This window comes from Nocardia brasiliensis (assembly GCF_011801125.1).
GTDB lineage: Bacteria > Actinomycetota > Actinomycetes > Mycobacteriales > Mycobacteriaceae > Nocardia > Nocardia brasiliensis_C.
Genome location: NZ_CP046171.1, coordinates 2,201,488 through 2,220,470 on the forward strand (window position 1 = coordinate 2,201,488; position 18,983 = coordinate 2,220,470).

Genomic DNA, 18,983 nt, shown 5'->3' on the forward strand with positions numbered 1-18,983 from the left:
TACGGTCCCAAACTGGTCCCAAGCGAGTGCGCGCCTTTGAGCAATCTGGCGTGCTTGTGGGAGGGAGGTGAGGCACTGGAGCGTTCCCGGTTCGGTGGACACGGAGGAGATAGCCGCCTGGTAGCACGGGAGTTTGGTGTTGGGTTCGACGCGGCGTAGTTTCACCGAGGAGTACAAGGCCCAGGCGGTAGGTTTCGTCCTGGATCAGGGTCGGCCGGTGGCCGAGGTGGCGCGCAATATCGGCGTGCACGAGATGACGTTGAGGAAATGGGTGAAGAGGGCGAAGGAATCCGGGGTTTCCGGTGACCGGGAGAAGGGACTGACCGACTCGGAACAGGCCGAGTTGGAACGGTTGCGTGCGGAGAACGCGGAGTTGAAGATGCAGGTCGCGTTCGCAAAAAAAGTTGCGACCTGGTTCGCGAAAGACCAGCGGTGAAATTCGCCGCGATCGCGGACTGGGCTGCGTCGGGGGAATTCGACATCGAGTTCATGTGCCGGGAACTGGACGTGTCTCGGTCGGGCTACTACAAGTGGAAAGGCCGCGGTCGCAGCGACCGGGAGCGCGACGATCGCATGCTGACGCTGCTGATCGAGGCGATCCACGCGAAACTGCGTGGCAATCCGGGTGTTCGGCGTGTGCACGCGGCGCTGGCGGCGGCCGGGCGGCGGGTCTCGCGTAAGCGGGTGTGGCGGTTGATGCGGGCGGCCGGTCTGCAAGGCCGGTTTCCGAAACCGTTCCGGCGCACCACGATCCGGGGATCCAAGCCGGTGGACGCCGCGGATCGGATCGGGCGTGATTTCACTGCCGCGCAGCCGAACCAACGCTGGTGCGGTGACATCACCTACGTCAAGACCTGGACCGGGTGGGCGTATCTGGCCACCGTGATCGATCTGCACGATCGGGCCGTGGTCGGCTGGGCGATCGCTGATCACATGCGCACGTCGCTGGTCACCGACGCCCTCGATATGGCCATCGCGCGCCGACGCCCGGCGAAAGGTGTTGTTTTCCATAGCGATCGCGGAACCCAGTACACCTCGAAGGAATTCGCGAAATATTGTGCAAAGAATGGTGTCCTACGGTCCCTCGGCCGGACGGGATCGTGCTTCGACAACGCGGTCGCGGAATCGTTCTTCGCGACCTACAAAAAGGAGCTGGTACACGCTCGTCCGTGGCCGACGGTGAAGTCGCTGCAGAAGGAGACGTTCGACTGGATTGAGTTCTACTACAACACCGTTCGTCCGCATTCGGCGCTCGGCTATTTGACACCACGGCAATACGAGTTAGGGTACAGAGAAATCAGTCAGATCGCGGCTTGATCCCGAGTCCACAAAACCGGGAACACTCCACACAGAGGGCATCGGATAGGTCGACTATGGGCAGAGGGATCGGCATAACAAGCCAGACAAGGGAGATGGCGTTGGGCGGCTGGGAGGTAGGGCTCGGTTACGTCACAGAATTGCGTTGGCCCGTTGTAGCGGGCTGCGGAATCTTCGTATTCCGGAACAAGATCGGCGATCTGATCGGTCGGATTCAAGATCTAAAAGCCACCGTCGCTGGAATGACATTCGAAATGAAGGTGCGGGCAGCGAAAGACTGGGTCGATGAAATTCGAGCACCTGAGACGATCTTGGCAACGGACAATTTCAACGTGCAGGACACCGCAAAGCGAATCATCCGCGAGCCTGGCAATGCTGTGCGAGCCTTCGAGGCCCTCACTGCCGAGCGCCAGCAGTGCATCCGGATGGCGGTCGATGACATCCGTACGGCCGCGGACGCAGCACCGCATCAAGCGCTGTTGTTGAAGCCCGCTGACGGTTTTCGTCAGGCGGCTGCTCTGCTCGATTCATGGGTGCGTCCATTCGTGGTGCCGCCGAGCGTCTTTCAACAGTTCGCGACCGGTGCCGGCGAACACATACCCGACTTATGGCCAGCCACTCCGGATCCAATCGTATTCGGATATCGAAACATTAGGGACCTGGAGAGTCTGGCGGCGAGCGAGCCGGAGTCGCTGACGACGAATGCGGCGATGGTGTTCGAGTCGACCATTTACGAGTGGGCGTCGAAGTATGTCGCCTTCTTAGCGGACATAATCGATCAGTACGACGATTGGATCGCGGGAGGAAGCGATTGATCGCTGCGTGGCGGCTGGCCTCCGGTATGCAGCTCCTACCGACACACGATCGACTTGACCTTCTTGATCACGGCCGTTGGATCAGGAGCGAGCGAATATACGGTGATCTCATGGTAGGAGGGATCATTGATGCCGAGGGTCGGTAGCGGCGCCTCGCGCAGCCGTACCACAGTCAGCCCAGTGGCGAGTAGGTCGCGGCTCTTGTCGGCATCCAGCTCGGCCTTGTCGGCATGCCAGTACGCACCGTCGTACTCGATGGCCAGCTGCGGGCCTGCTGGTAGGTCGACGAGAATATCGACGGTCCATGCTCCGCGGCGGGTGAACGTGTCGGAGCTAATACGCTTGCCAGAGGCTGCGTTGCCGAATATGCGTTGTGCTTCGGTTAGGTGGGCAAGTTCGATCATCGACTTTCCGCTTTGCTGGCACTCGGGGCAGGTCGAGCCAGCGATGCGCGAAGCTGGTGACGATTGCCAGCGGTGCTCAGAATTGTTGGGGCACACCCATACCGGTTGTTCTCCAAGCACCGTCCCGGTCGGGCGGACGTGCCACGGGGTTACGCTATTTTCTGGTGCCCACTGAGCTGCCAGTTCGGGGTAGTGGAATGCCAGGGAGTCGAGCACCGTGCCGCATTCTGGGCACCGAAGTCGAGCATACTTGTCCCTTTCACGTGGGGTTGCTTCCCATTCGTGACCACACGCGGGGTCCTTCCACCACGCAAGGCGACGTGACTCCGGGGAGACCTCGGCTAGTTGCCAACGACCGTTGCGGGTTGGGTGCCACTGGGAGCTGATCTCCGGACTCAGGCGTGAAATGGTTGGGTCCGCCGTAGAAGCGGCGGCGTTCGCCTTACGGGTGGCATTTCCGCGGCAGGAAGGACATCCCTCCTCCAGCCACCGCTCCGGGCGGCTGCGAGGCTGGTGCCCTTGGGGACACCGGAACTTGAACAGGCCGAACTCCAGAACCGGCACTTGGTCAGCCGGCGTCGGGTCGATCCACTGCGCAGCCAGCTGGGGGATGTCCGCGACGGTTTTGGTGCTGAGTTCCGCCTGACGAAGTGCGTACTCGCGCTCCCATTCGGCCTTGCAGGACGGACACGACCTTTGCCATGTGTGGTCTGTCATGTCCCGGATGACGGCGGTGAATCGCGTGCCGCACACCGGACACCGCCACCGGGCTTCTTTCGGTGATCGGAGTTTGGCTGTCTGCCACAGTGATTCGGGGTTGGCGTCGTGGTCCCACCACGAGACTGCCTTGTTGTCAGAGCTCCGCAGGAGGTTCTGTGCGCTCGGGTCGGCTCCGCTGACGGGTGTTTGGCGTTTGGGGTTGCGGTGGCAGCTACTGCAGCCCCAGCCCATGTCGCCCGTCCGCTCGGCTCTGATCTTGCCGCAACTCTTGCACCGTGTCCGGTGTGGGTCGTCCTCCAGTGATGGGTTAGTAAGTGGGCCAAGGTATTCAAGCCCGTTCAGTTCGGCGTGCTGGCGCACCGCTTCCAAGTCCACCGGTACTACCGCGCGGTTTGAACGCTGCCGAACACCGGCTGCCCATTGCCGCCAGTAGCAAGCGCGGCAGACCGGTTCATTGATTGCGTTCTTGCCGAGGACGTAGTCGAACTTGTAGTGCGCCTCGCAGCCGCAGGTCGTGCACCGTGTGAGACGGTAGGCGTCGCGTTTCGTGAAAGGTTCTAGTGGGGTAAGCCCGCCCTGCAACAGAATCGCGGTGATGTGCTGGTCGCACCAAGCCGGCCGAGTCCTCGACTTGAACGCAGCTTCGTTATGGCACTCATCGACAGCACATGTGTTCATCCCGCTGGTGAAATATACCCGGAGTTAGGCAACACCGGAATGCTGCAGCGTGTCATCCGTGGCTCACGGGGCCGCCACATCACTGGTCCGGGTGCGAACCTGTTCCGTGTCTCCCTTGTCAAGTCGCTGAGCTCGCGGTGGTTCAGAGGCGATCCAAGCTGTGAGCGCGGGTCCTTCGACTACGTGCAGTGCGGACGATCTAGTCAAACCAGTCTCGTCAACGATATTTTCGCAGCATTCCGGCGCCGTGGGTTCGACCGAAGTCACCACGCGGACTTCGGGAGATTGCGTGCTTGTTGCTAGATGTCCAAGGATCTCAGCGTGTCGCTCTGAAACACGCTGAAGGTTGCGGTGGGGGAGTTGGACAACGTTGGTCGACGTCGTGCCGCCGCCTCGCGTAACGCCAGGCGAGCTTCGCGCTGCAGGTGCTGCCAAGCTGTGGGCGCAGCAGGCCCTCGTCAGTCACTCGACTAGCGACACGGAAACGACACGTTTTCAGCGGGAATCGACCGGTTTCAACGGGATTTGTTGGGGGTCAAGTTCTTCCTATCGACGCAGCTCACGGGCGGTAATGAGAACTCTTGAGAACTCGGAAACGCCTCCTGCTCACAATCGGCAGGTTTCTGGTTCGAGTCCAGATGGGGGAGCAGTGACCAGGGTGAACGGTACCGTTCGACCCTGGTTTTTTGCTTTTCGGGGTCAGAACGACACGCTTTCAGCGTCACATCGTTCGTCAGCGGGTTGCCGTGCCGAATCCCTGCTCCAGCATCGCCGACGAGTCCGGCGCCTGCTGGAGTGACGCGATTGAGTGTCGCTCAGTGACCTCTCGCGGGAGTGCCCCAGCTCGCCAGTGGCGGTGTGGTTTGATCAACTCGGTCCGGTGAGGACCGTTGATCGTCTCGGCGAGGGCGTTGTCAGGGCAGGAGCCGACCGCCCAACCGAGAGCTAGATGTATGAGGCCATGACGTTGGTGACGCCGGTTCGGAGGCGGCTCGCTGGTGGCCGGTTTCCAGCGGCCGAGTGTGGTCGATGATAGTTGTAGTGGATGTTCCAGATCTGCAGCGCCTGCTGGCGCTGCAGATCTGAAGTCCACTCGCGGGCGTAGAGGAATTCCTCGGCCAGGATCCGGTTGTAACGCTCGACCTTGCCGTTGTGCCGCGGTGTGTAGGGCGTGATCCGCTGATGGCGGGCACCGAGGAGCACCTTCGCGAAGTCGCGGGCTTTGTAGCAGGCACCGTTGTCGGTGACGATCCGTTCGATGCTGGTGATGCCGTGAGCGGCGAAAAATGCCCGGGCCCGGAACACGAAACCGATTGCCGTGACTGCTTTCTCGTCCGGCAAGGCTTCTGTGTAGGCCAGCCTCGAGTAGCCGTCGACAGCGGTGTGAAGGAACACGTAACCGGGCCTGCAACGTTTGTTCGCCGCGCGGGCGGCTTTGTCCTGGGCCGATCCTCGACCGTGGATGCGCCAGCCGCCGCCGTCGGGGATCTTTCCGACCTTCTTGATATCGATGTGGACCATATGGCCTGGTCGGCGGGCGATGATCCGGCGCGGGGCCCGGTTCGGTTCACCGTTGGGGTCCAGAAACCGGCGTCGGTTCAGCCCGAGCCGGACCAGGTGCCGGCCCACGGTCCGCACCGAGATCCGGGTGCCTTCGGCTGCCAGTTCAAGTGAGATCCGGCGAGCGGACCATTTCCTGGTCCGGCGCAACAGTTCGATCCGGGCCACCACCTGCACTGGCGTGGCCGATGGTGACAGATGCGGGGCGCTGGACCGGTCGAGGAGCCCGAGCTCGCCGTGCTGACGAAATCTGTTGACCCACTTCGACGCACATCGGCGGGAGATGCCCATCTCGGCGGCGACATGGGCGATCGGGCGGGTCCGGCAGCGGTCCACGAGCCGGTGGCGGCCCTCGACAGTCAACGGGGCATTACGGTGAGACACGGCGGTTCTTTCGGTCGCGTGGCGGATGTGTGAGTTGGCGCTTCACATCCTGCCGCCGGAAGAACCGCCCCCTTTCAGCCCACCCCACGCCCCGCGTCACCAACGTCACGACCCACAACACCTAGAGCCCGACCCCGTTTACCATCTCGACGTCCGTGAAACGCTCACGCTCAAACCCGCCGGTCTCCGGCTCAGAATGCACCGCCGGCACCCGTAAGACACAAACTTCGGATTACCGGTCGGTGGGTCTATGGCAGATTCTTCGGCGCCGACTGGCCTGCGGTCCCGGCCACCATAGCGATCCTGCTCGGCAGGATGGGAAGAGACGCTTTTCGGCCCGCTCACAGGACTATTCGCCCTTGTCGCGACGATCCTGATCGTTTTGGCGCGCGGCTTCCTGACGTCGGGCTTCGGCTCGTTGCTGTTCGGCGCGCTCACGGAGGCCGCGTAGGAAGGCTTCGTCTGCGGCGGGGTCTTGGGCGACGTAGCGACCGGGCCGGTCGTATTCGGCGTATCCGGTTGTCGAGCGCGGGCGGGTTTCGTGGACGGGACGGCCGGCGAAGAGCCAGAGCAGTGCGCCGACGGTCGGGATGAGGATGACCACGATCAGCCAGCCCATTTTGGGCAGGTGGCGGATGCCCGCGTCGGGGCAGGTGATGATGTCGATCAGGCAGTAGACCCACAGCGCCAGCGTCAATAAGCCAACGATCGCGTAAGGCATCAGTACCTCCCAGTGCAGGGGCCAGCCCGGTCCGTGCGGTGATTCAGGCGAATCCCCCCGACCGGCCCGGGCCTGCGCCCGAAGCTGGCAGATCTTATTCGAATAGGCGGCAGGAACAACCCCCGACTGCCGCTCCGGCAGAGGCTATCGGACAACCGTGTGGTTCTCCACTCGGTATCCGATCTATTGGACTCGGAGGGTGGTCCGGTGCCCGGCCGGTAGGCGTTCATTCCGGAGGGGCCGATGCATCCGGGCAGGGTGTCGTCGAGGTTGTCCCGGATGGTCGCGCCGAGTTGTTCAGGGGGAATCGTGTTCGAGCGCTGGATGCCGAAGGAGACGAAGTTGATCGAGGGTTTCTGCCCGGGGCTCAGCTTCCGGTTCGCCGCCTCTTCGCCGAGTGTTTGGACACGGAAGCACGCTGCGACCACGGTCCAGGCGTCGGTGTCTTCGGGGATCGGGATCAGGGTGCGAGAGGGGGCGGCACCAAGGTAGACGACCCACACGTCGCCGAGGTGGTCGTTGAGCACCGATTGCGGGTAGACGATTTTGGTGAGTGCATTCTGCAAAGTTTGCCCGCGCAGGTCGGTCTTGGTGTGTTCGAAGATCGGCAGGCTGCGCTCGGCGTACACCTTCGGCGGTGCCGCGGGTTTGAGCCAGAAGTAGCCCAATCCGGCGGCCACCCCGACTATGACCGCGGTGATCGCGCCGCCGAGGTAACGCCGGCGTCCCGCGGGCGGCGCCTACGGTATGGGGCCGGGTGTCTCGGTCATCGCGACTCCTGGGCTCGATGTGGATCGGGCACCGATGTCATCCGCGCTGGACGTTCAGTTTCCTCCCACCGGGCGCGGGAGGAATGGCTGGATCCCGCGGGCCCCGCGTAGGTCGCATCGAGGCACCGATTGGACCCACCCGCCAACCGTTCACTCGAACGAAATACCAGCCGTGTCGATCTCGCCGGTCAGGTAGCGCTGGAGGGTGGGGGCGATGGCGGTGATGAGGGTTTCGGGTGGGGCGGAGGCCATCGGTTCGATGCCGACGATCTTGCGGGCCATGAGGAGGCCGATCATTTGGGAACCGACCAGGGCGACGCGCAGGCGTCCGTCGTCGTCCGGGGTGGCGATTCTCAGGCGGACCCGTTCCAGCACGACCTCGAGGATGAAGGAACGTGCCAGGGAGGTGTCGCCGCCTGCGATGATGCTGCGCACCATGGCGACGACGCCTGCGCCCGCGGGGGAATCCCAGACTGTGAGGACGGCGCGGAGGATGGTTTCGCCGAGTCGGTCGAGCGGGGCCGCGTCGACGGCTGTCAGCGTGTGTTCGGGGTTCACGGGCAGCTGTACGACGGCGCCGAACAGTTCTTGTTTGGTGCCGAAGTAGTGATGTACCAACGCCGGATCGACCCCGGCGTCGGCGGCGACGGCGCGGATGGATGTCTTGTCGAAGCCTGCCTCCGCGAACCGGGCGCGGGCCGCGGCCAGGATCGCCTCGCGGGCACCGGACTGTCCTGGGCGGCGGCCGGATCTGGCGGGGCGATCGCCGGGGGCGGACCGGTTCGCCATCACTGTGTGCGCCGCCGTAGGGTCGCGGCGCCGAGGCACAGCGCGACGACGGAGAATCCGGCGACAACCGCGAGGTCGCGCCACATGGTGCCCGTCGCATTCGGATGCGTCGAAACCTCTTGCAGCGCATCGACCGCATAGCTCATCGGCATCACGTTACTGATCGCCTCGAGCCAGCCGGGCAGCTCCCCGCGCGGAACGAGCAAGCCGCACAGGAAGATCTGCGGCGCGACCACCACCGGCATGAACTGCACCGCCTGGAATTCGGTGCGCGCGAACGCACTTGCCAGCAGGCCGAGGGCGACACCGCAGACGGCGTCGACCACCGCGATCAGCACCACCCAGCCGGGGCTGCCCGCCGAGTGCAGGCCGAGGAATCCGAACGACACCAGGCAGGCCACCCCGGCCTGCGCGGCGGCGGCCAGCGAGAACGCGGTGCCGTAGCCACCGAGCAGGTCGAGCTTGGCCAACGGCGTGGTGAGCAGCCGTTCCAATGTGCCCGAGGTGCGTTCGCGCTGCATGGCGATGGCGGTGATCAGGAACATCACGATGAACGGCAGGATGCCGAGCATGCTGATGCCGACCCGGTCGAACAGCGGCACCGGATTGAACGGGTTGGTCGGGGTGTCTTTGTAGATGAAGTACAGCAGCGTCATCAGCAACGCGGGCACCACCACGATCATGGCGACGGTGCGATGGTCGTTGCGCAGTTGGCGCAGAATGCGGGTGGTGGTCGCGAGATAGGGGCGCAGGGTGGGTGTGCGTCGCGTCGCCGAGTTGTCGTACGTCATGCCGCTCGTCCCATCGTGATCAGCGCGAGAAACGCGCGTTCGAGGTTCTCTTCACCGGTTTCGGCCCGCAATTCGGCCGGGCTCAACTGGGCGAGCAGGTGCCCTTCGCGCATGAGTAGTAGCCGGTCGCAATGTTCGGCCTCGTCCATCACGTGACTGGACACGACCAATGTGGTTCCGGCGGCGGCGAGTTCGTGGAACTGCTGCCAAAGATCCACGCGCAGTACCGGATCCAGCCCGACGGTTGGTTCGTCCAGCACCAGCAGCTCCGGCTTGGCGACCAGGGCGCAGGCCAGTGACGCGCGGGTCTTCTGCCCGCCGGAGAGCTCGTCGCCGCGCTGGCCCGCGTGTTCGTCGAGACCGACGGCGTGGATCGCCTCGTCGACGGCCGCGCGTTCACGGCCGTACAGTGCCGCGAAGTAGGCGACGTTCTCTCGCACGCTGATGTCGGAGTAGATGCTGGGCGCCTGCGTGACGTAGCCGATGCGGTGGCGCAGCGCCGCGGATCCGGCGGGCAGGCCGAGCGCCGAGATCTCGCCGGATTCGACGATCTGAGTGCCCACGATGCTGCGCATCAGCGTCGTCTTTCCGCATCCCGATGGCCCGAGCAGCCCGGTGATCGACCCGCGCGGGATGGTCAGCGAAATGTCGTGCAGGACTTGCCGTCCACCCCGCCGAACAGCGAGGTTCCGAACATCCACGGCCGCGGATGGAATGGTTTGCGACATGGTCGACTCAATTCATCAAGTGTTGAATTCACTGTGTGATGAATTTAGCGCGACTTGCCTGCACTGGCAAGACCCTGCGCCTGACGGCGGCGTGTCGCGCCAGTGCCGGAATTGGACGACTGATCACCAGGTAGTGGTGGCGGCATCGCCCGAGAGCCCGCCGCCACCATTACCTGGTGATCAGCCGTCCAGGAGGATTCGGCGTCAGTGCCCGTGGTGCGGTGGTGGGGGAACGGCCGAACCGCCCGGCTCGACCACTGCGAATTGGCCCATCATGCCCAGGTCCTCGTGCCAGAGCAGGTGGCAGTGGTACATGTACGGTGCGGCAGGGTCGGCGGGGCCGTCGAACCGCACGGCCAGTCGCACGGTGGTGTTCGGCGGTAGGAAGACGGTGTCTTTCGGGCCGTTGAGCGCTGCGGGTGGTGGGCCGTCGTTCCTGCGCAGCACGCGGAATTGCACGTCGTGGATGTGGAAGTTGTGCGGCATGCCGTCGTTGTTGCGGACGGTCCAGATTTCGGTGGTGCCGCGGGTGACGGTGAAATCGATGCGGTCCATCGCCATCGGTTTCCCGTTGATACCGGACAGATTCAACTCGAAGCGCCGCTCGACGACCGAATCGGAACCGTCCGGGGTAGACGGTCGCGCCAGCGTCGCGGGCAGGGCGGGCGACGGACGCAACGTGTCGGCGGCACGCAACTCCAGCACGTCGAAGGTGTCGTCGCCGCCGGCGAAGCGCTGGGTCCAGAAGTCGAGTCCGGCGTCGAGCTCGTTGCTGCGCAGCACGGTTCGTTCACCCGCGCGCATCCGCACGACGATTTCGGCTCGCTCACCGGGCGAGAGCGGCAGCCGGTCCAGTGTGAGCGGTTGTTCGATCAGGCCGCCATCGGTCGCGACGAGGGAGAAGCCGCGTCCGTCGGCGAAGCCGAAGGTGTAGGTGCGGGCGGTCGACGCGTTGAGCAGCCGGAGTCGGACCAGCTCGTCGCAGACGGTGCGGTAGGGCGCCAGGGTGCCGTTCACCATGGTCTGATCGCCGAGGAACCCGACGTCGCGGAAGATCGCGTGGGACGAATCCAGCTCGTTCTCACGGAACTTCACGTCCTGGACGATGACCGGCAGATCGTCGACGCCGTAATTCCTTGGTAGCGGCAGTGTTTCGGAGAACTCGTCGTCGAGCAGGAACATGCCCGCGAGGCCGCGCCGGACATGGTCCTCGGTCGCGCCGTGTGGATGCGGGTGGTACCAGAGCGTGGCGGCCGGTTGATCGATCGTCCATCGCGGCTGCCAGGTGGCGCCTGCCTGGACCATCTGGTGGGGCCCGCCGTCCATCGCCGCCGGGAGGTGCATGCCGTGCCAGTGCACGGTCGATGCCTCGGGTAGGTGATTGCGGACGGTCACCGCGACCTGCTCACCGCGCCGCGCCCGTAGCGTCGGCCCGAGGTAGGCGCCGTTGAAACCCCACGTCTCGGTCGCCTGGCCGGGCCGGAATTCGGTTCGCCCCGAACGCATGTCGAGTTCGAACTCGCGCGTGCCGTCGGGCAGCAGGCGTGCGGGCGCCAGCGGTGGGATGGCGAGTTCGTTCCGAAATTCGGTGCGGCCCACCGTGGATACGTCCGCGTTCAGGTACACCGCGGTGACGCCGCCGCCGACGGCGAGCGCGAGGAGCACCACCATGGCGCCGAGAATCAGAAGGAACCGCCGCCATCTACGCGGCCGGGAAACCGAAGGCATTGTTCGACGGTAGAAAGCCGAGGTGCTCGGGCACATCAGGGAGCGCCCCCCATCCGTCCCTGATTGCAGAGGCCACGTGTAGGCCTCTGAACTGCGGAACAAGATGTGTTCCAGGTCACATTGATGAGGTGTCACGTTCTCGGGGGCAGGTCTGTCCCATGGACGTCAGCAAGCACCCGAGCATCGGAGAATCCCATGGACACCGCACATCGCATCGTCATCCTCGGCGGCGGTTACACCGGCATGGTGGCGGCCGCGCGATTGGCTCGGCGCACCCGTAAGCAGAACGTCCGGATCACGCTCGTGAACCCGTCGGCCCGCTTCACCGAGCGGCTGCGGATGCACCAGATCGCCGCCGGTCATGAACTTGCCGACCATCGCATCGCCGATCTCCTGAGCGGCACCGGCGTCGAATTCGTCCAGGGCTGGGCCACTTCCCTCGATCCGGTCTCGGGCCAGGTCCTGGTCGACGGCACCCGGACGCTGGCTTACGACGAGTTGATCTACGCGCTGGGCAGCAGTACCGATACCGACACCGTGCCGGGTGCGGCCGACCACGCGTGGACGCTCAACGATCCCCGGGTCGCGCACCGGTTCGCGGAACGCTTGAATATGGTTGCGGCGCAAGGAGGTGCGGTCGCTGTCTGCGGTGGCGGCCTGACCGGTATCGAGGCGGCGGCCGAAATCGCCGAGAATCACCCGGGATTGCGGGTCACGCTGATCAGCAGCGGCGAGCCCGGCGCGATGATGGGTGCAAAGGCGCGTGCCTACCTGAACCGTGCGTTCGATCGTCTCGGTGTCGCGCGCGAGATCGGCGCCGCGGTCACGAAGGTGCTGCCCGATGGAGTCGAATTGGCCGGTGGCACTGTGATTCCCGCCGATCTCACGCTGTGGACCACCGGTGTGCGGGTCGCGCCGCTGGCGGCAGCGGCCGGCATCGCGACCGACGAGCGCGGGTTGATCGTGGTCGACGAGACACTGCGTTCGGTCTCGCACCCGAACATTCACGCGGTGGGGGACGCGGCCGCGATCCGGATGCCATGGGGGCAGATCCACGGCACCTGCCAGAGCGGCATACCGACCGCGGCCTACGCCGCCGACACCATCGCCCGCGCGCTTCGGGGAAAGGCGACGAAGCCGTTCCGCTTCGGTTACTTCCACCAGCCGGTCAGCCTGGGCCGCCGGGACGCGATCATCCAGTTCACCAAGTCGGACGACACGCCGGGCCGCTGCTATCTGACCGGTCGGGCCGCGGTTGCCTACAAGGAGTCGGTCAGCGCCAGCCCGGTCCCGATCGTCCGGTTCAGCAGGCGGATGAACGTTCCGGTCAAGCTGCGGACCGGCCGGCGCGCGGCGGCGCCGATCGCGTGACGCGGTTTTCGGACATGTCGGACAGGTCTGGGAGCATGGCGCGATGATCGACGTTGTGCCTGCGCAGGACCCTTTCCTCGAACATCGGCGGCTGCTGTTCGCCACCGCGTATCGGATGCTGGGCACCGTCACCGACGCGGAAGACATCCTGCAGGACGCGTGGTTGAAATGGCACGAGACCGATCAGGCGACGGTGCGCCACCCGAAGGCCTATCTGGTGCGCACCGTCACCAACCTGTCCCTCAACCGACTCACGTCCGCCCAGGCGACCCGCGAGAACTACGTCGGTCCCTGGCTGCCCGAACCATTGCTCACCGCTCCGAACGTCGCCGAGGAGACCGAATTGGCCGACACCGTCTCCACCGCGATGCTCGTGATCCTGGAAACCCTGACACCGGTGGAACGCGCCGTGTTCGTATTGCGCGAGGTGTTCGGTTACACGCACGCCGAGATCGCGGACACCCTCGACCGCCCCGAGGCGACCATCCGTCAGATCGCGCATCGCGCCCGCGGACACGTGCAGTCCCGGCGGCCGCGCGTCGACACCGACAAAGCCGAACGTGACCACATCACCGCGCGGTTCATGGCCGCCTGCGCGGGCGGCGACCTCAACGCCCTGATGGATCTGCTCGCACCCGACGTGACGCTCTGGTCCGACGGCGGCGGCATCGTGACCGCGGCGCGCCGCCCGCTGCACGGCCCGGATCATGTGGCCCGGTGGATCCTCGGCGTGCTGGCGAAGCCGGTCTCCGCGGGCATCGAGTTGACCTCGGCCTACGTCAACGGCGAACTGGGCGCGCTGGCCTGTCTGGACGGGAATCCGGGTGGCGCGTTCACCTACGACATCGTCGACGGCCGCATCCAGAACCTGCGTTTCCAAGTGAACCCGACCAAATTGAAGGGTCTCTACCTGGACCATGACTCGCTCGGCTAGCCGCGTGTAGATCACACAACCGATACCGCGGCACCGGCAGCGCGCGCTATGTTGTGGCAATCCAGCGAATGTGCTGGGCGTATTGCTGAATACTGCTCTGTCGCAAGGAATTTCGTTATGACATCGAAGCCGTTGCTCGGCTTGTTCGCGGCCGTCGTCGGGCTGGCTGCCCTGGTCTCGGCGCCCGCGTCGGCCACCCCGGTACTGCACACCGCGTGCCCGGCGGGTCAGTACGAGAACGTGGACAACCACTGCGTGCCCCGCCCGCAGCAGTCGGTGACACCGCCGGACGGCGCGACCGCCCGCTGCAAAGACGGCACCTACAGCTTCAGCCAGCACCGCAGCGGCACCTGCTCCGGGCACAAGGGTGTCGCCCAATGGCTGTGAATCTGCCGGAGTAGCCATCTGGACAATGGTGGCGTGTGTGCCGATGAGTTAGCCGTCGAACCGCCCACCGCCGCCCGCCGCTTGTTGGGCTCGACACTGTGGTCCGGGCCGGTCGGTGTGCGGATCGTCGAGGTCGAGGCCTACGGCGGCGATCCGGCAGGACCGTGGCACGACCCGGCATCGCATTCCGGGCGCGGGCGTACCAAGCGCAACGCGGTGATGTTCGGTCCGGCGGGGGTGCTGTACGTCTACCTCAGCTACGGGATGCACATGTGCATCAATGTGACCAGTGGACCGGACGGCACCGCCAGCGCGGCGCTGATCAGGTCGGGTGAGGTGATCGCAGGCCTCGACGAGGCCAGGGCCCGCCGACCGGCCGCGCGGACCGGTGCCGGTTTGGCGCGGGGACCGGGCAATCTCGGCAGCGCACTGGGAATCACGTTGAGCGACTACGGCACGCCATTGTTGGACCCCGCTTCGCCGATCCGGCTGGAACTCGGCACTCCGGTAGACCCGAAGGACATCGCGAGTGGCCCGCGCGTCGGTGTCAGCACCGCGGCGGATCTGCCCTGGCGATTCTGGTTGCCCGGTTCCGCGGCGGTGTCCGCGTACCGGCGCAGTCCGCGCGCACCGCGCGCCGAAGCGTCCTGACTCGAGGTCGTGCCCATGCGGCGATGAGTTTTCCGCGGGGCGGCCGTCCTAACAGGTGAACGCGCGAACATCCGGCGCGACCGACCTGAAGGAAGACATCATGACCGCCATTCCCGCCGCCGCCCGTCCCGGCAAGGTGAAGAACCGCGTCCTGTGGACCCTGCAGATTCTGCTCGGCCTGTTCTTCATCATCGCCTCGGCACTGCCCAAGCTGTTCGGCCAGGCAGATGCCGTGAAATCGTTCGACACGATCGGCTGGGGTGACTGGTTCCGCTACTTCACCGGGGTGGTCGAGCTCGCGGGCGGTATCGGCCTGCTGGTGCCGCTGCTGGGCGGGTTGGCCGCCGCGGGCTTGTCGATCCTGACGGTGCTCGCCGCCGCTACCCAGGTCTTTTTGCTGGATGCGCCGGAACTCGTGCTGTTCCCGCTGGTGCTGGCCGTGCTGTTCGCCTGGATCGCCTACGAGCGTCGCGACACCGTCGTCGCGCTGCGGAAGCGGTTGTCGAGCTGATCGACTCGGTACCGGCGCTCGACGGCCGTCGAGCCGTCGAGCGTCTGTCGCCGCACGTCGCGCACGCGGTGTCATGCGGGGTATCTGGTGGTCGGAGTTCGGGCCCGCAGGCACTCCGGGTGCGCACCGTCGCCGGTCAGTGCCCGGAAAATCGCTCGACCTGCGAGTGTCGTGGTCGACAGACTGAGGCGCACTCGAGGCACGGACCACCCGTGCGGAAAGATGGGACACCGTGAGCGGCGACATCATCGACGAACTGACCTGGCGCGGACTGATCGCGCAATCCACCGACCTGGACGCGTTGCGCGCTTCCCTGGACGCTGGCCGGTTGACCGTCTATGCCGGCTTCGATCCCACCGGGCCCAGCCTGCACGCCGGGCACCTCGTCCCGCTGCTGGCGCTCAAGCGCTTCCAGCGCGCGGGCAACCGCCCGATCGTGCTGGCCGGCGGCGCCACCGGTCTGATCGGCGACCCGCGTGACGTCGGCGAGCGCACCATGAATTCCAACGACACCGTCCGGGACTGGTCGGAACGGATCCGTTCCCAGCTGGAACGGTTCGTCGACCTCGACGATTCGTCGACCGGTGCGGTGGTCGTCAACAACATGGAGTGGACCGGCCAACTGTCCGCGGTCGACTTCCTGCGGGATATCGGCAAGCACTTCTCCGTGAACGTCATGCTGGCCCGCGACACCATCAAGCGCCGCCTGGACGGCGACGGCATCTCCTACACCGAATTCAGCTACATGCTCCTGCAGGCGAACGACTACCTGCAGCTGCGTCGCAACTACGACTGCACGTTGCAGGTCGGCGGTTCCGACCAGTGGGGCAACATCATCGCCGGCGTCGAGCTGAACCGGCGCGTCGACGGCGCCTCGGTGCACGCGCTCACCGTTCCCCTGGTGACCTCGGCCGACGGCAAGAAGTTCGGCAAGTCGACCGGTGGCGGCAGCCTGTGGCTCGACCCCGAGATGACCAGCCCGTACGCCTGGTACCAGTACTTCGTGAACACGGCCGACGCCGACGTCATCCGGAACCTGCGCTGGTTCACTTTCCTGTCCCGTGAGGAACTGGCCGAACTGGAACAGGCCACGGCGGAACGTCCGCACGCGCGGGAGGCGCAGCGCAGGCTGGCCGCCGAGATGACCACGCTGGTGCACGGCGAGGCGAACACCCGCGCTGTGCAACTGGCCAGCCAAGCGCTGTTCGGTCGCGGCGAACTCCGGGAGTTGGACGAGCCGACCCTCGGCGCCGCGCTGCGCGAAGCCTCCGTCGCGGAACTGCGGGCGGGGGAGCCGACCACCATCGTGGACCTGCTCGTCGCCACCGGACTGAGCGAAAGCCGCGGCGCGGCCCGGCGCGCGGTGAACGAGGGGGGCGCCTCGGTGAACAACGAGCGGATCTCGGACCTCGAGTGGACCCCCGCCGACAGCGACTACCTGCACGGACGCTGGCTGGTGCTGCGCCGCGGCAAGAAGAACCTCGCCGGGGTGCTGCGGGCAGGCGCATGAAGATCGTCGTGGCTTGAGTCACATCTGTGTGATTCAAGCCGTCGGCTGGCCCGATCGCGACGCTCTGACCTGCGGAAACGCGAGCCTGAACAGCGGATTTGACGTAGCGTTATCCGCCGCGTAACTTATTCCAGGTCAGAGCGACACGGACACCGACCCGGAGCCGAGAAGCCAGCGGAAACGCTGCGCGGATGGACCGGGAAACGAGGTAGTACGGGGAGCGCCTGGCCAACCAAGTAGGACGCCTAAGGTGATCACGCGGACTTGACTCTGCGGGAGAAGCCACTTAGGCTGGAACAGTTGCCTCACGGAAGATCCGGTTATTGCCGGGGACGAAGTGTGTGCGTGTGTTCTTTGAGAACTCAATAGTGTGTCGATGAATGTCAGTGCCAATTATTTATTGGTTCCGGCCTCTCTGGACCCCCGTCTGGGTGAGGTTGGACATTTAGTCAGCAAATACTTTTGCTGGCGTTTTGTTTTGCTGGGTTTTCGGACTCTAGTTTAGATACTTCTGATTCGCCCTTTTGGGGGTGTTTCGAGAGTCTTCAACGGAGAGTTTGATCCTGGCTCAGGACGAACGCTGGCGGCGTGCTTAACACATGCAAGTCGAGCGGTAAGGCCCTTCGGGGTACACGAGCGGCGAACGGGTGAGTAACACGTGGGTGATCTGCCTCGCACTTCGGGATAAGCCTGGGAAACTGGGTCTAATACCGGATATGACCTTTCAGTGCATGCTGTTTGGTGGAAAGATTTATCGGTGCGAGATGGGCCCGCGGCCTATCAGCTTGTTGGCGGGGTAACGGCCCACCAAGGCGACGACGGGTAGCCGACCTGAGAGGGTGACCGGCCACACTGGGACTGAGACACGGCCCAGACTCCTACGGGAGGCAGCAGTGGGGAATATTGCACAATGGGCGAAAGCCTGATGCAGCGACGCCGCGTGAGGGATGACGGCCTTCGGGTTGTAAACCTCTTTCGACAGGGACGAAGCGAGAGTGACGGTACCTGTAGAAGAAGCACCGGCCAACTACGTGCCAGCAGCCGCGGTAATACGTAGGGTGCGAGCGTTGTCCGGAATTACTGGGCGTAAAGAGCTTGTAGGCGGTTTGTCGCGTCGTCCGTGAAAACTTGGGGCTCAACCCCAAGCTTGCGGGCGATACGGGCAGACTTGAGTACTTCAGGGGAGACTGGAATTCCTGGTGTAGCGGTGAAATGCGCAGATATCAGGAGGAACACCGGTGGCGAAGGCGGGTCTCTGGGAAGTAACTGACGCTGAGAAGCGAAAGCGTGGGTAGCGAACAGGATTAGATACCCTGGTAGTCCACGCCGTAAACGGTGGGTACTAGGTGTGGGTTTCCTTCCACGGGATCCGTGCCGTAGCTAACGCATTAAGTACCCCGCCTGGGGAGTACGGCCGCAAGGCTAAAACTCAAAGGAATTGACGGGGGCCCGCACAAGCGGCGGAGCATGTGGATTAATTCGATGCAACGCGAAGAACCTTACCTGGGTTTGACATACACCGGAAACCTGCAGAGATGTAGGCCCCCTTGTGGTCGGTGTACAGGTGGTGCATGGCTGTCGTCAGCTCGTGTCGTGAGATGTTGGGTTAAGTCCCGCAACGAGCGCAACCCTTGTCCTGTGTTGCCAGCGGATTATGCCGGGGACTCGCAGGAGACTGCCGGGGTCAACTCGGAGGAAGGTGGGGACGACGTCAAGTCATCATGCCCCTTATGTCCAGGGCTTCACACATGCTACAATGGCCGGTACAGAGGGCTGCGATACCGTGAGGTGGAGCGAATCCCTTAAAGCCGGTCTCAGTTCGGATCGGGGTCTGCAACTCGACCCCGTGAAGTTGGAGTCGCTAGTAATCGCAGATCAGCAACGCTGCGGTGAATACGTTCCCGGGCCTTGTACACACCGCCCGTCACGTCATGAAAGTCGGTAACACCCGAAGCCGGTGGCCTAACCCTTGTGGAGGGAGCCGTCGAAGGTGGGATTGGCGATTGGGACGAAGTCGTAACAAGGTAGCCGTACCGGAAGGTGCGGCTGGATCACCTCCTTTCTAAGGAGCACTTCTACGCTGGTCGGTTCGAAGAGTCGTCCTCGACCGCGTCAGAGACCGTTTAGTCCCCGTCTGTGGGACTGCGGACGCTCATGGGTGGAACGCTGACAAGTTTCATCGCACTCGATCGGGACTGTGTTCCTGGTCGCGGT

The 18,983-nt window shown here is 64.5% G+C and carries 17 protein-coding genes, 1 rRNA gene and 1 pseudogene; 10 read left to right on the plus strand and 9 right to left on the minus strand.

Annotated features, from left to right (window positions below; genetic code table 11):
- Positions 1-139 precede the first annotated feature (139 nt).
- From F5X71_RS36595 to F5X71_RS09930, 3 genes are all read left to right on the plus strand, one after another.
- The gene (locus F5X71_RS36595) at positions 140-436 is read left to right on the plus strand and encodes a transposase (RefSeq protein ID WP_203218191.1); all 297 of its coding nucleotides are present in this window, start codon (positions 140-142) and stop codon (positions 434-436) included.
- Positions 433-1,317 (plus strand): IS3 family transposase, encoded by an 885-nt coding sequence (locus F5X71_RS09925; RefSeq protein WP_203218192.1) that lies wholly within the window; start codon positions 433-435, stop codon positions 1,315-1,317. Before F5X71_RS36595 ends, F5X71_RS09925 begins: the two co-directional genes overlap by 4 nt.
- 101 nt (positions 1,318-1,418) lie before the next feature.
- Positions 1,419-2,132, plus strand: a complete 714-nt coding sequence (locus tag F5X71_RS09930) for a hypothetical protein (protein ID WP_238815816.1) — start codon at positions 1,419-1,421, stop codon at positions 2,130-2,132.
- A gap of 35 nt (positions 2,133-2,167) precedes the next feature.
- Here F5X71_RS09930 and F5X71_RS36890 read toward each other — a convergent pair whose 3' ends face one another.
- The 9 genes and pseudogenes from F5X71_RS36890 to F5X71_RS09970 form a co-directional block, all read right to left on the minus strand.
- Complete coding sequence (locus F5X71_RS36890) at positions 2,168-2,752, minus strand: zinc-ribbon domain-containing protein (RefSeq protein ID WP_238815817.1); 585 nt, start codon at positions 2,750-2,752, stop codon at positions 2,168-2,170.
- Positions 2,753-2,767: 15 nt separating this feature from the next.
- Positions 2,768-3,934 (minus strand): annotated as a pseudogene (locus F5X71_RS37715) (zinc-ribbon domain-containing protein); the annotation flags it as partial.
- Between the two features lie 945 nt (positions 3,935-4,879).
- Positions 4,880-5,878 (minus strand): IS481 family transposase, encoded by a 999-nt coding sequence (locus F5X71_RS09940; protein WP_167461675.1) that lies wholly within the window; start codon positions 5,876-5,878, stop codon positions 4,880-4,882.
- Between the two features lie 349 nt (positions 5,879-6,227).
- The gene (locus F5X71_RS09945) at positions 6,228-6,599 is read right to left on the minus strand and encodes a PLD nuclease N-terminal domain-containing protein (RefSeq protein WP_167461676.1); all 372 of its coding nucleotides are present in this window, start codon (positions 6,597-6,599) and stop codon (positions 6,228-6,230) included.
- Complete coding sequence (locus F5X71_RS09950) at positions 6,599-7,279, minus strand: hypothetical protein (RefSeq protein WP_167461677.1); 681 nt, start codon at positions 7,277-7,279, stop codon at positions 6,599-6,601. The genes F5X71_RS09945 and F5X71_RS09950 overlap by 1 nt, the downstream gene beginning before the upstream one ends.
- Positions 7,280-7,519: 240 nt before the next feature.
- Positions 7,520-8,158, minus strand: a complete 639-nt coding sequence (locus tag F5X71_RS09955; RefSeq protein WP_167461678.1) for a TetR family transcriptional regulator — start codon at positions 8,156-8,158, stop codon at positions 7,520-7,522.
- Positions 8,158-8,949 (minus strand): ABC transporter permease, encoded by a 792-nt coding sequence (locus F5X71_RS09960; protein WP_167461679.1) that lies wholly within the window; start codon positions 8,947-8,949, stop codon positions 8,158-8,160. The genes F5X71_RS09955 and F5X71_RS09960 overlap by 1 nt, the downstream gene beginning before the upstream one ends.
- Positions 8,946-9,677 carry an ABC transporter ATP-binding protein gene (locus F5X71_RS09965; RefSeq protein ID WP_167461680.1) on the minus strand — a complete coding sequence of 244 codons (732 nt, stop codon included), beginning with the start codon at positions 9,675-9,677 and terminating at the stop codon, positions 8,946-8,948. Before F5X71_RS09965 ends, F5X71_RS09960 begins: the two co-directional genes overlap by 4 nt.
- A 204-nt stretch (positions 9,678-9,881) precedes the next feature.
- Positions 9,882-11,405, minus strand: a complete 1,524-nt coding sequence (locus F5X71_RS09970) for a multicopper oxidase family protein (RefSeq protein ID WP_167461681.1) — start codon at positions 11,403-11,405, stop codon at positions 9,882-9,884.
- 195 nt (positions 11,406-11,600) lie between these two features.
- Between F5X71_RS09970 and F5X71_RS09975 the strand changes: the two genes are divergently transcribed.
- The 7 genes from F5X71_RS09975 to F5X71_RS10005 all read left to right on the plus strand — a co-directional run bounded on the left by F5X71_RS09975 (position 11,601) and on the right by F5X71_RS10005 (position 18,831).
- Positions 11,601-12,776, plus strand: coding sequence for an NAD(P)/FAD-dependent oxidoreductase (locus F5X71_RS09975; protein WP_167461682.1), 1,176 nt, complete (start codon positions 11,601-11,603; stop codon positions 12,774-12,776).
- A gap of 43 nt (positions 12,777-12,819) precedes the next feature.
- Positions 12,820-13,710 carry an RNA polymerase sigma-70 factor gene (locus F5X71_RS09980; RefSeq protein WP_167461683.1) on the plus strand — a complete coding sequence of 297 codons (891 nt, stop codon included), beginning with the start codon at positions 12,820-12,822 and terminating at the stop codon, positions 13,708-13,710.
- A gap of 117 nt (positions 13,711-13,827) precedes the next feature.
- Positions 13,828-14,097 carry a DUF3761 domain-containing protein gene (locus tag F5X71_RS09985; protein WP_167461684.1) on the plus strand — a complete coding sequence of 90 codons (270 nt, stop codon included), beginning with the start codon at positions 13,828-13,830 and terminating at the stop codon, positions 14,095-14,097.
- A gap of 33 nt (positions 14,098-14,130) precedes the next feature.
- Positions 14,131-14,748: a DNA-3-methyladenine glycosylase gene (locus tag F5X71_RS09990; protein ID WP_167461685.1), complete on the plus strand. Its 618-nt coding sequence runs from the start codon at positions 14,131-14,133 to the stop codon at positions 14,746-14,748.
- A 100-nt stretch (positions 14,749-14,848) separates the two neighbouring features.
- Positions 14,849-15,259 carry a DoxX family protein gene (locus tag F5X71_RS09995; RefSeq protein WP_167461686.1) on the plus strand — a complete coding sequence of 137 codons (411 nt, stop codon included), beginning with the start codon at positions 14,849-14,851 and terminating at the stop codon, positions 15,257-15,259.
- A 232-nt stretch (positions 15,260-15,491) separates the two neighbouring features.
- Positions 15,492-16,769 (plus strand): tyrosine--tRNA ligase, encoded by a 1,278-nt coding sequence (tyrS, locus tag F5X71_RS10000; RefSeq protein ID WP_167461687.1) that lies wholly within the window; start codon positions 15,492-15,494, stop codon positions 16,767-16,769.
- Positions 16,770-17,314: 545 nt separating this feature from the next.
- Positions 17,315-18,831 (plus strand): 16S ribosomal RNA (locus tag F5X71_RS10005).
- Positions 18,832-18,983 lie beyond the last annotated feature (152 nt).

Excerpts from the sequence above, each read along its gene's own strand:
- F5X71_RS09945 (WP_167461676.1), bottom strand. The coding sequence starts at position 6,599 with ATGCCTTACGCGATCGTTGGCTTATTGACGCTGGCGCTGTGGGTCTAC.
- F5X71_RS09955 (WP_167461678.1), bottom strand. The coding sequence starts at position 8,158 with ATGGCGAACCGGTCCGCCCCCGGCGATCGCCCCGCCAGATCCGGCCGC.
- F5X71_RS09960 (WP_167461679.1), bottom strand. The coding sequence starts at position 8,949 with ATGACGTACGACAACTCGGCGACGCGACGCACACCCACCCTGCGCCCC.
- F5X71_RS09965 (WP_167461680.1), bottom strand. The coding sequence starts at position 9,677 with ATGTCGCAAACCATTCCATCCGCGGCCGTGGATGTTCGGAACCTCGCT.
- F5X71_RS09970 (WP_167461681.1), bottom strand. The coding sequence starts at position 11,405 with ATGCCTTCGGTTTCCCGGCCGCGTAGATGGCGGCGGTTCCTTCTGATT.
- F5X71_RS09975 (WP_167461682.1), top strand. The coding sequence starts at position 11,601 with ATGGACACCGCACATCGCATCGTCATCCTCGGCGGCGGTTACACCGGC.
- F5X71_RS09980 (WP_167461683.1), top strand. The coding sequence starts at position 12,820 with ATGATCGACGTTGTGCCTGCGCAGGACCCTTTCCTCGAACATCGGCGG.
- F5X71_RS09985 (WP_167461684.1), top strand. The coding sequence starts at position 13,828 with ATGACATCGAAGCCGTTGCTCGGCTTGTTCGCGGCCGTCGTCGGGCTG.
- F5X71_RS09995 (WP_167461686.1), top strand. The coding sequence starts at position 14,849 with ATGACCGCCATTCCCGCCGCCGCCCGTCCCGGCAAGGTGAAGAACCGC.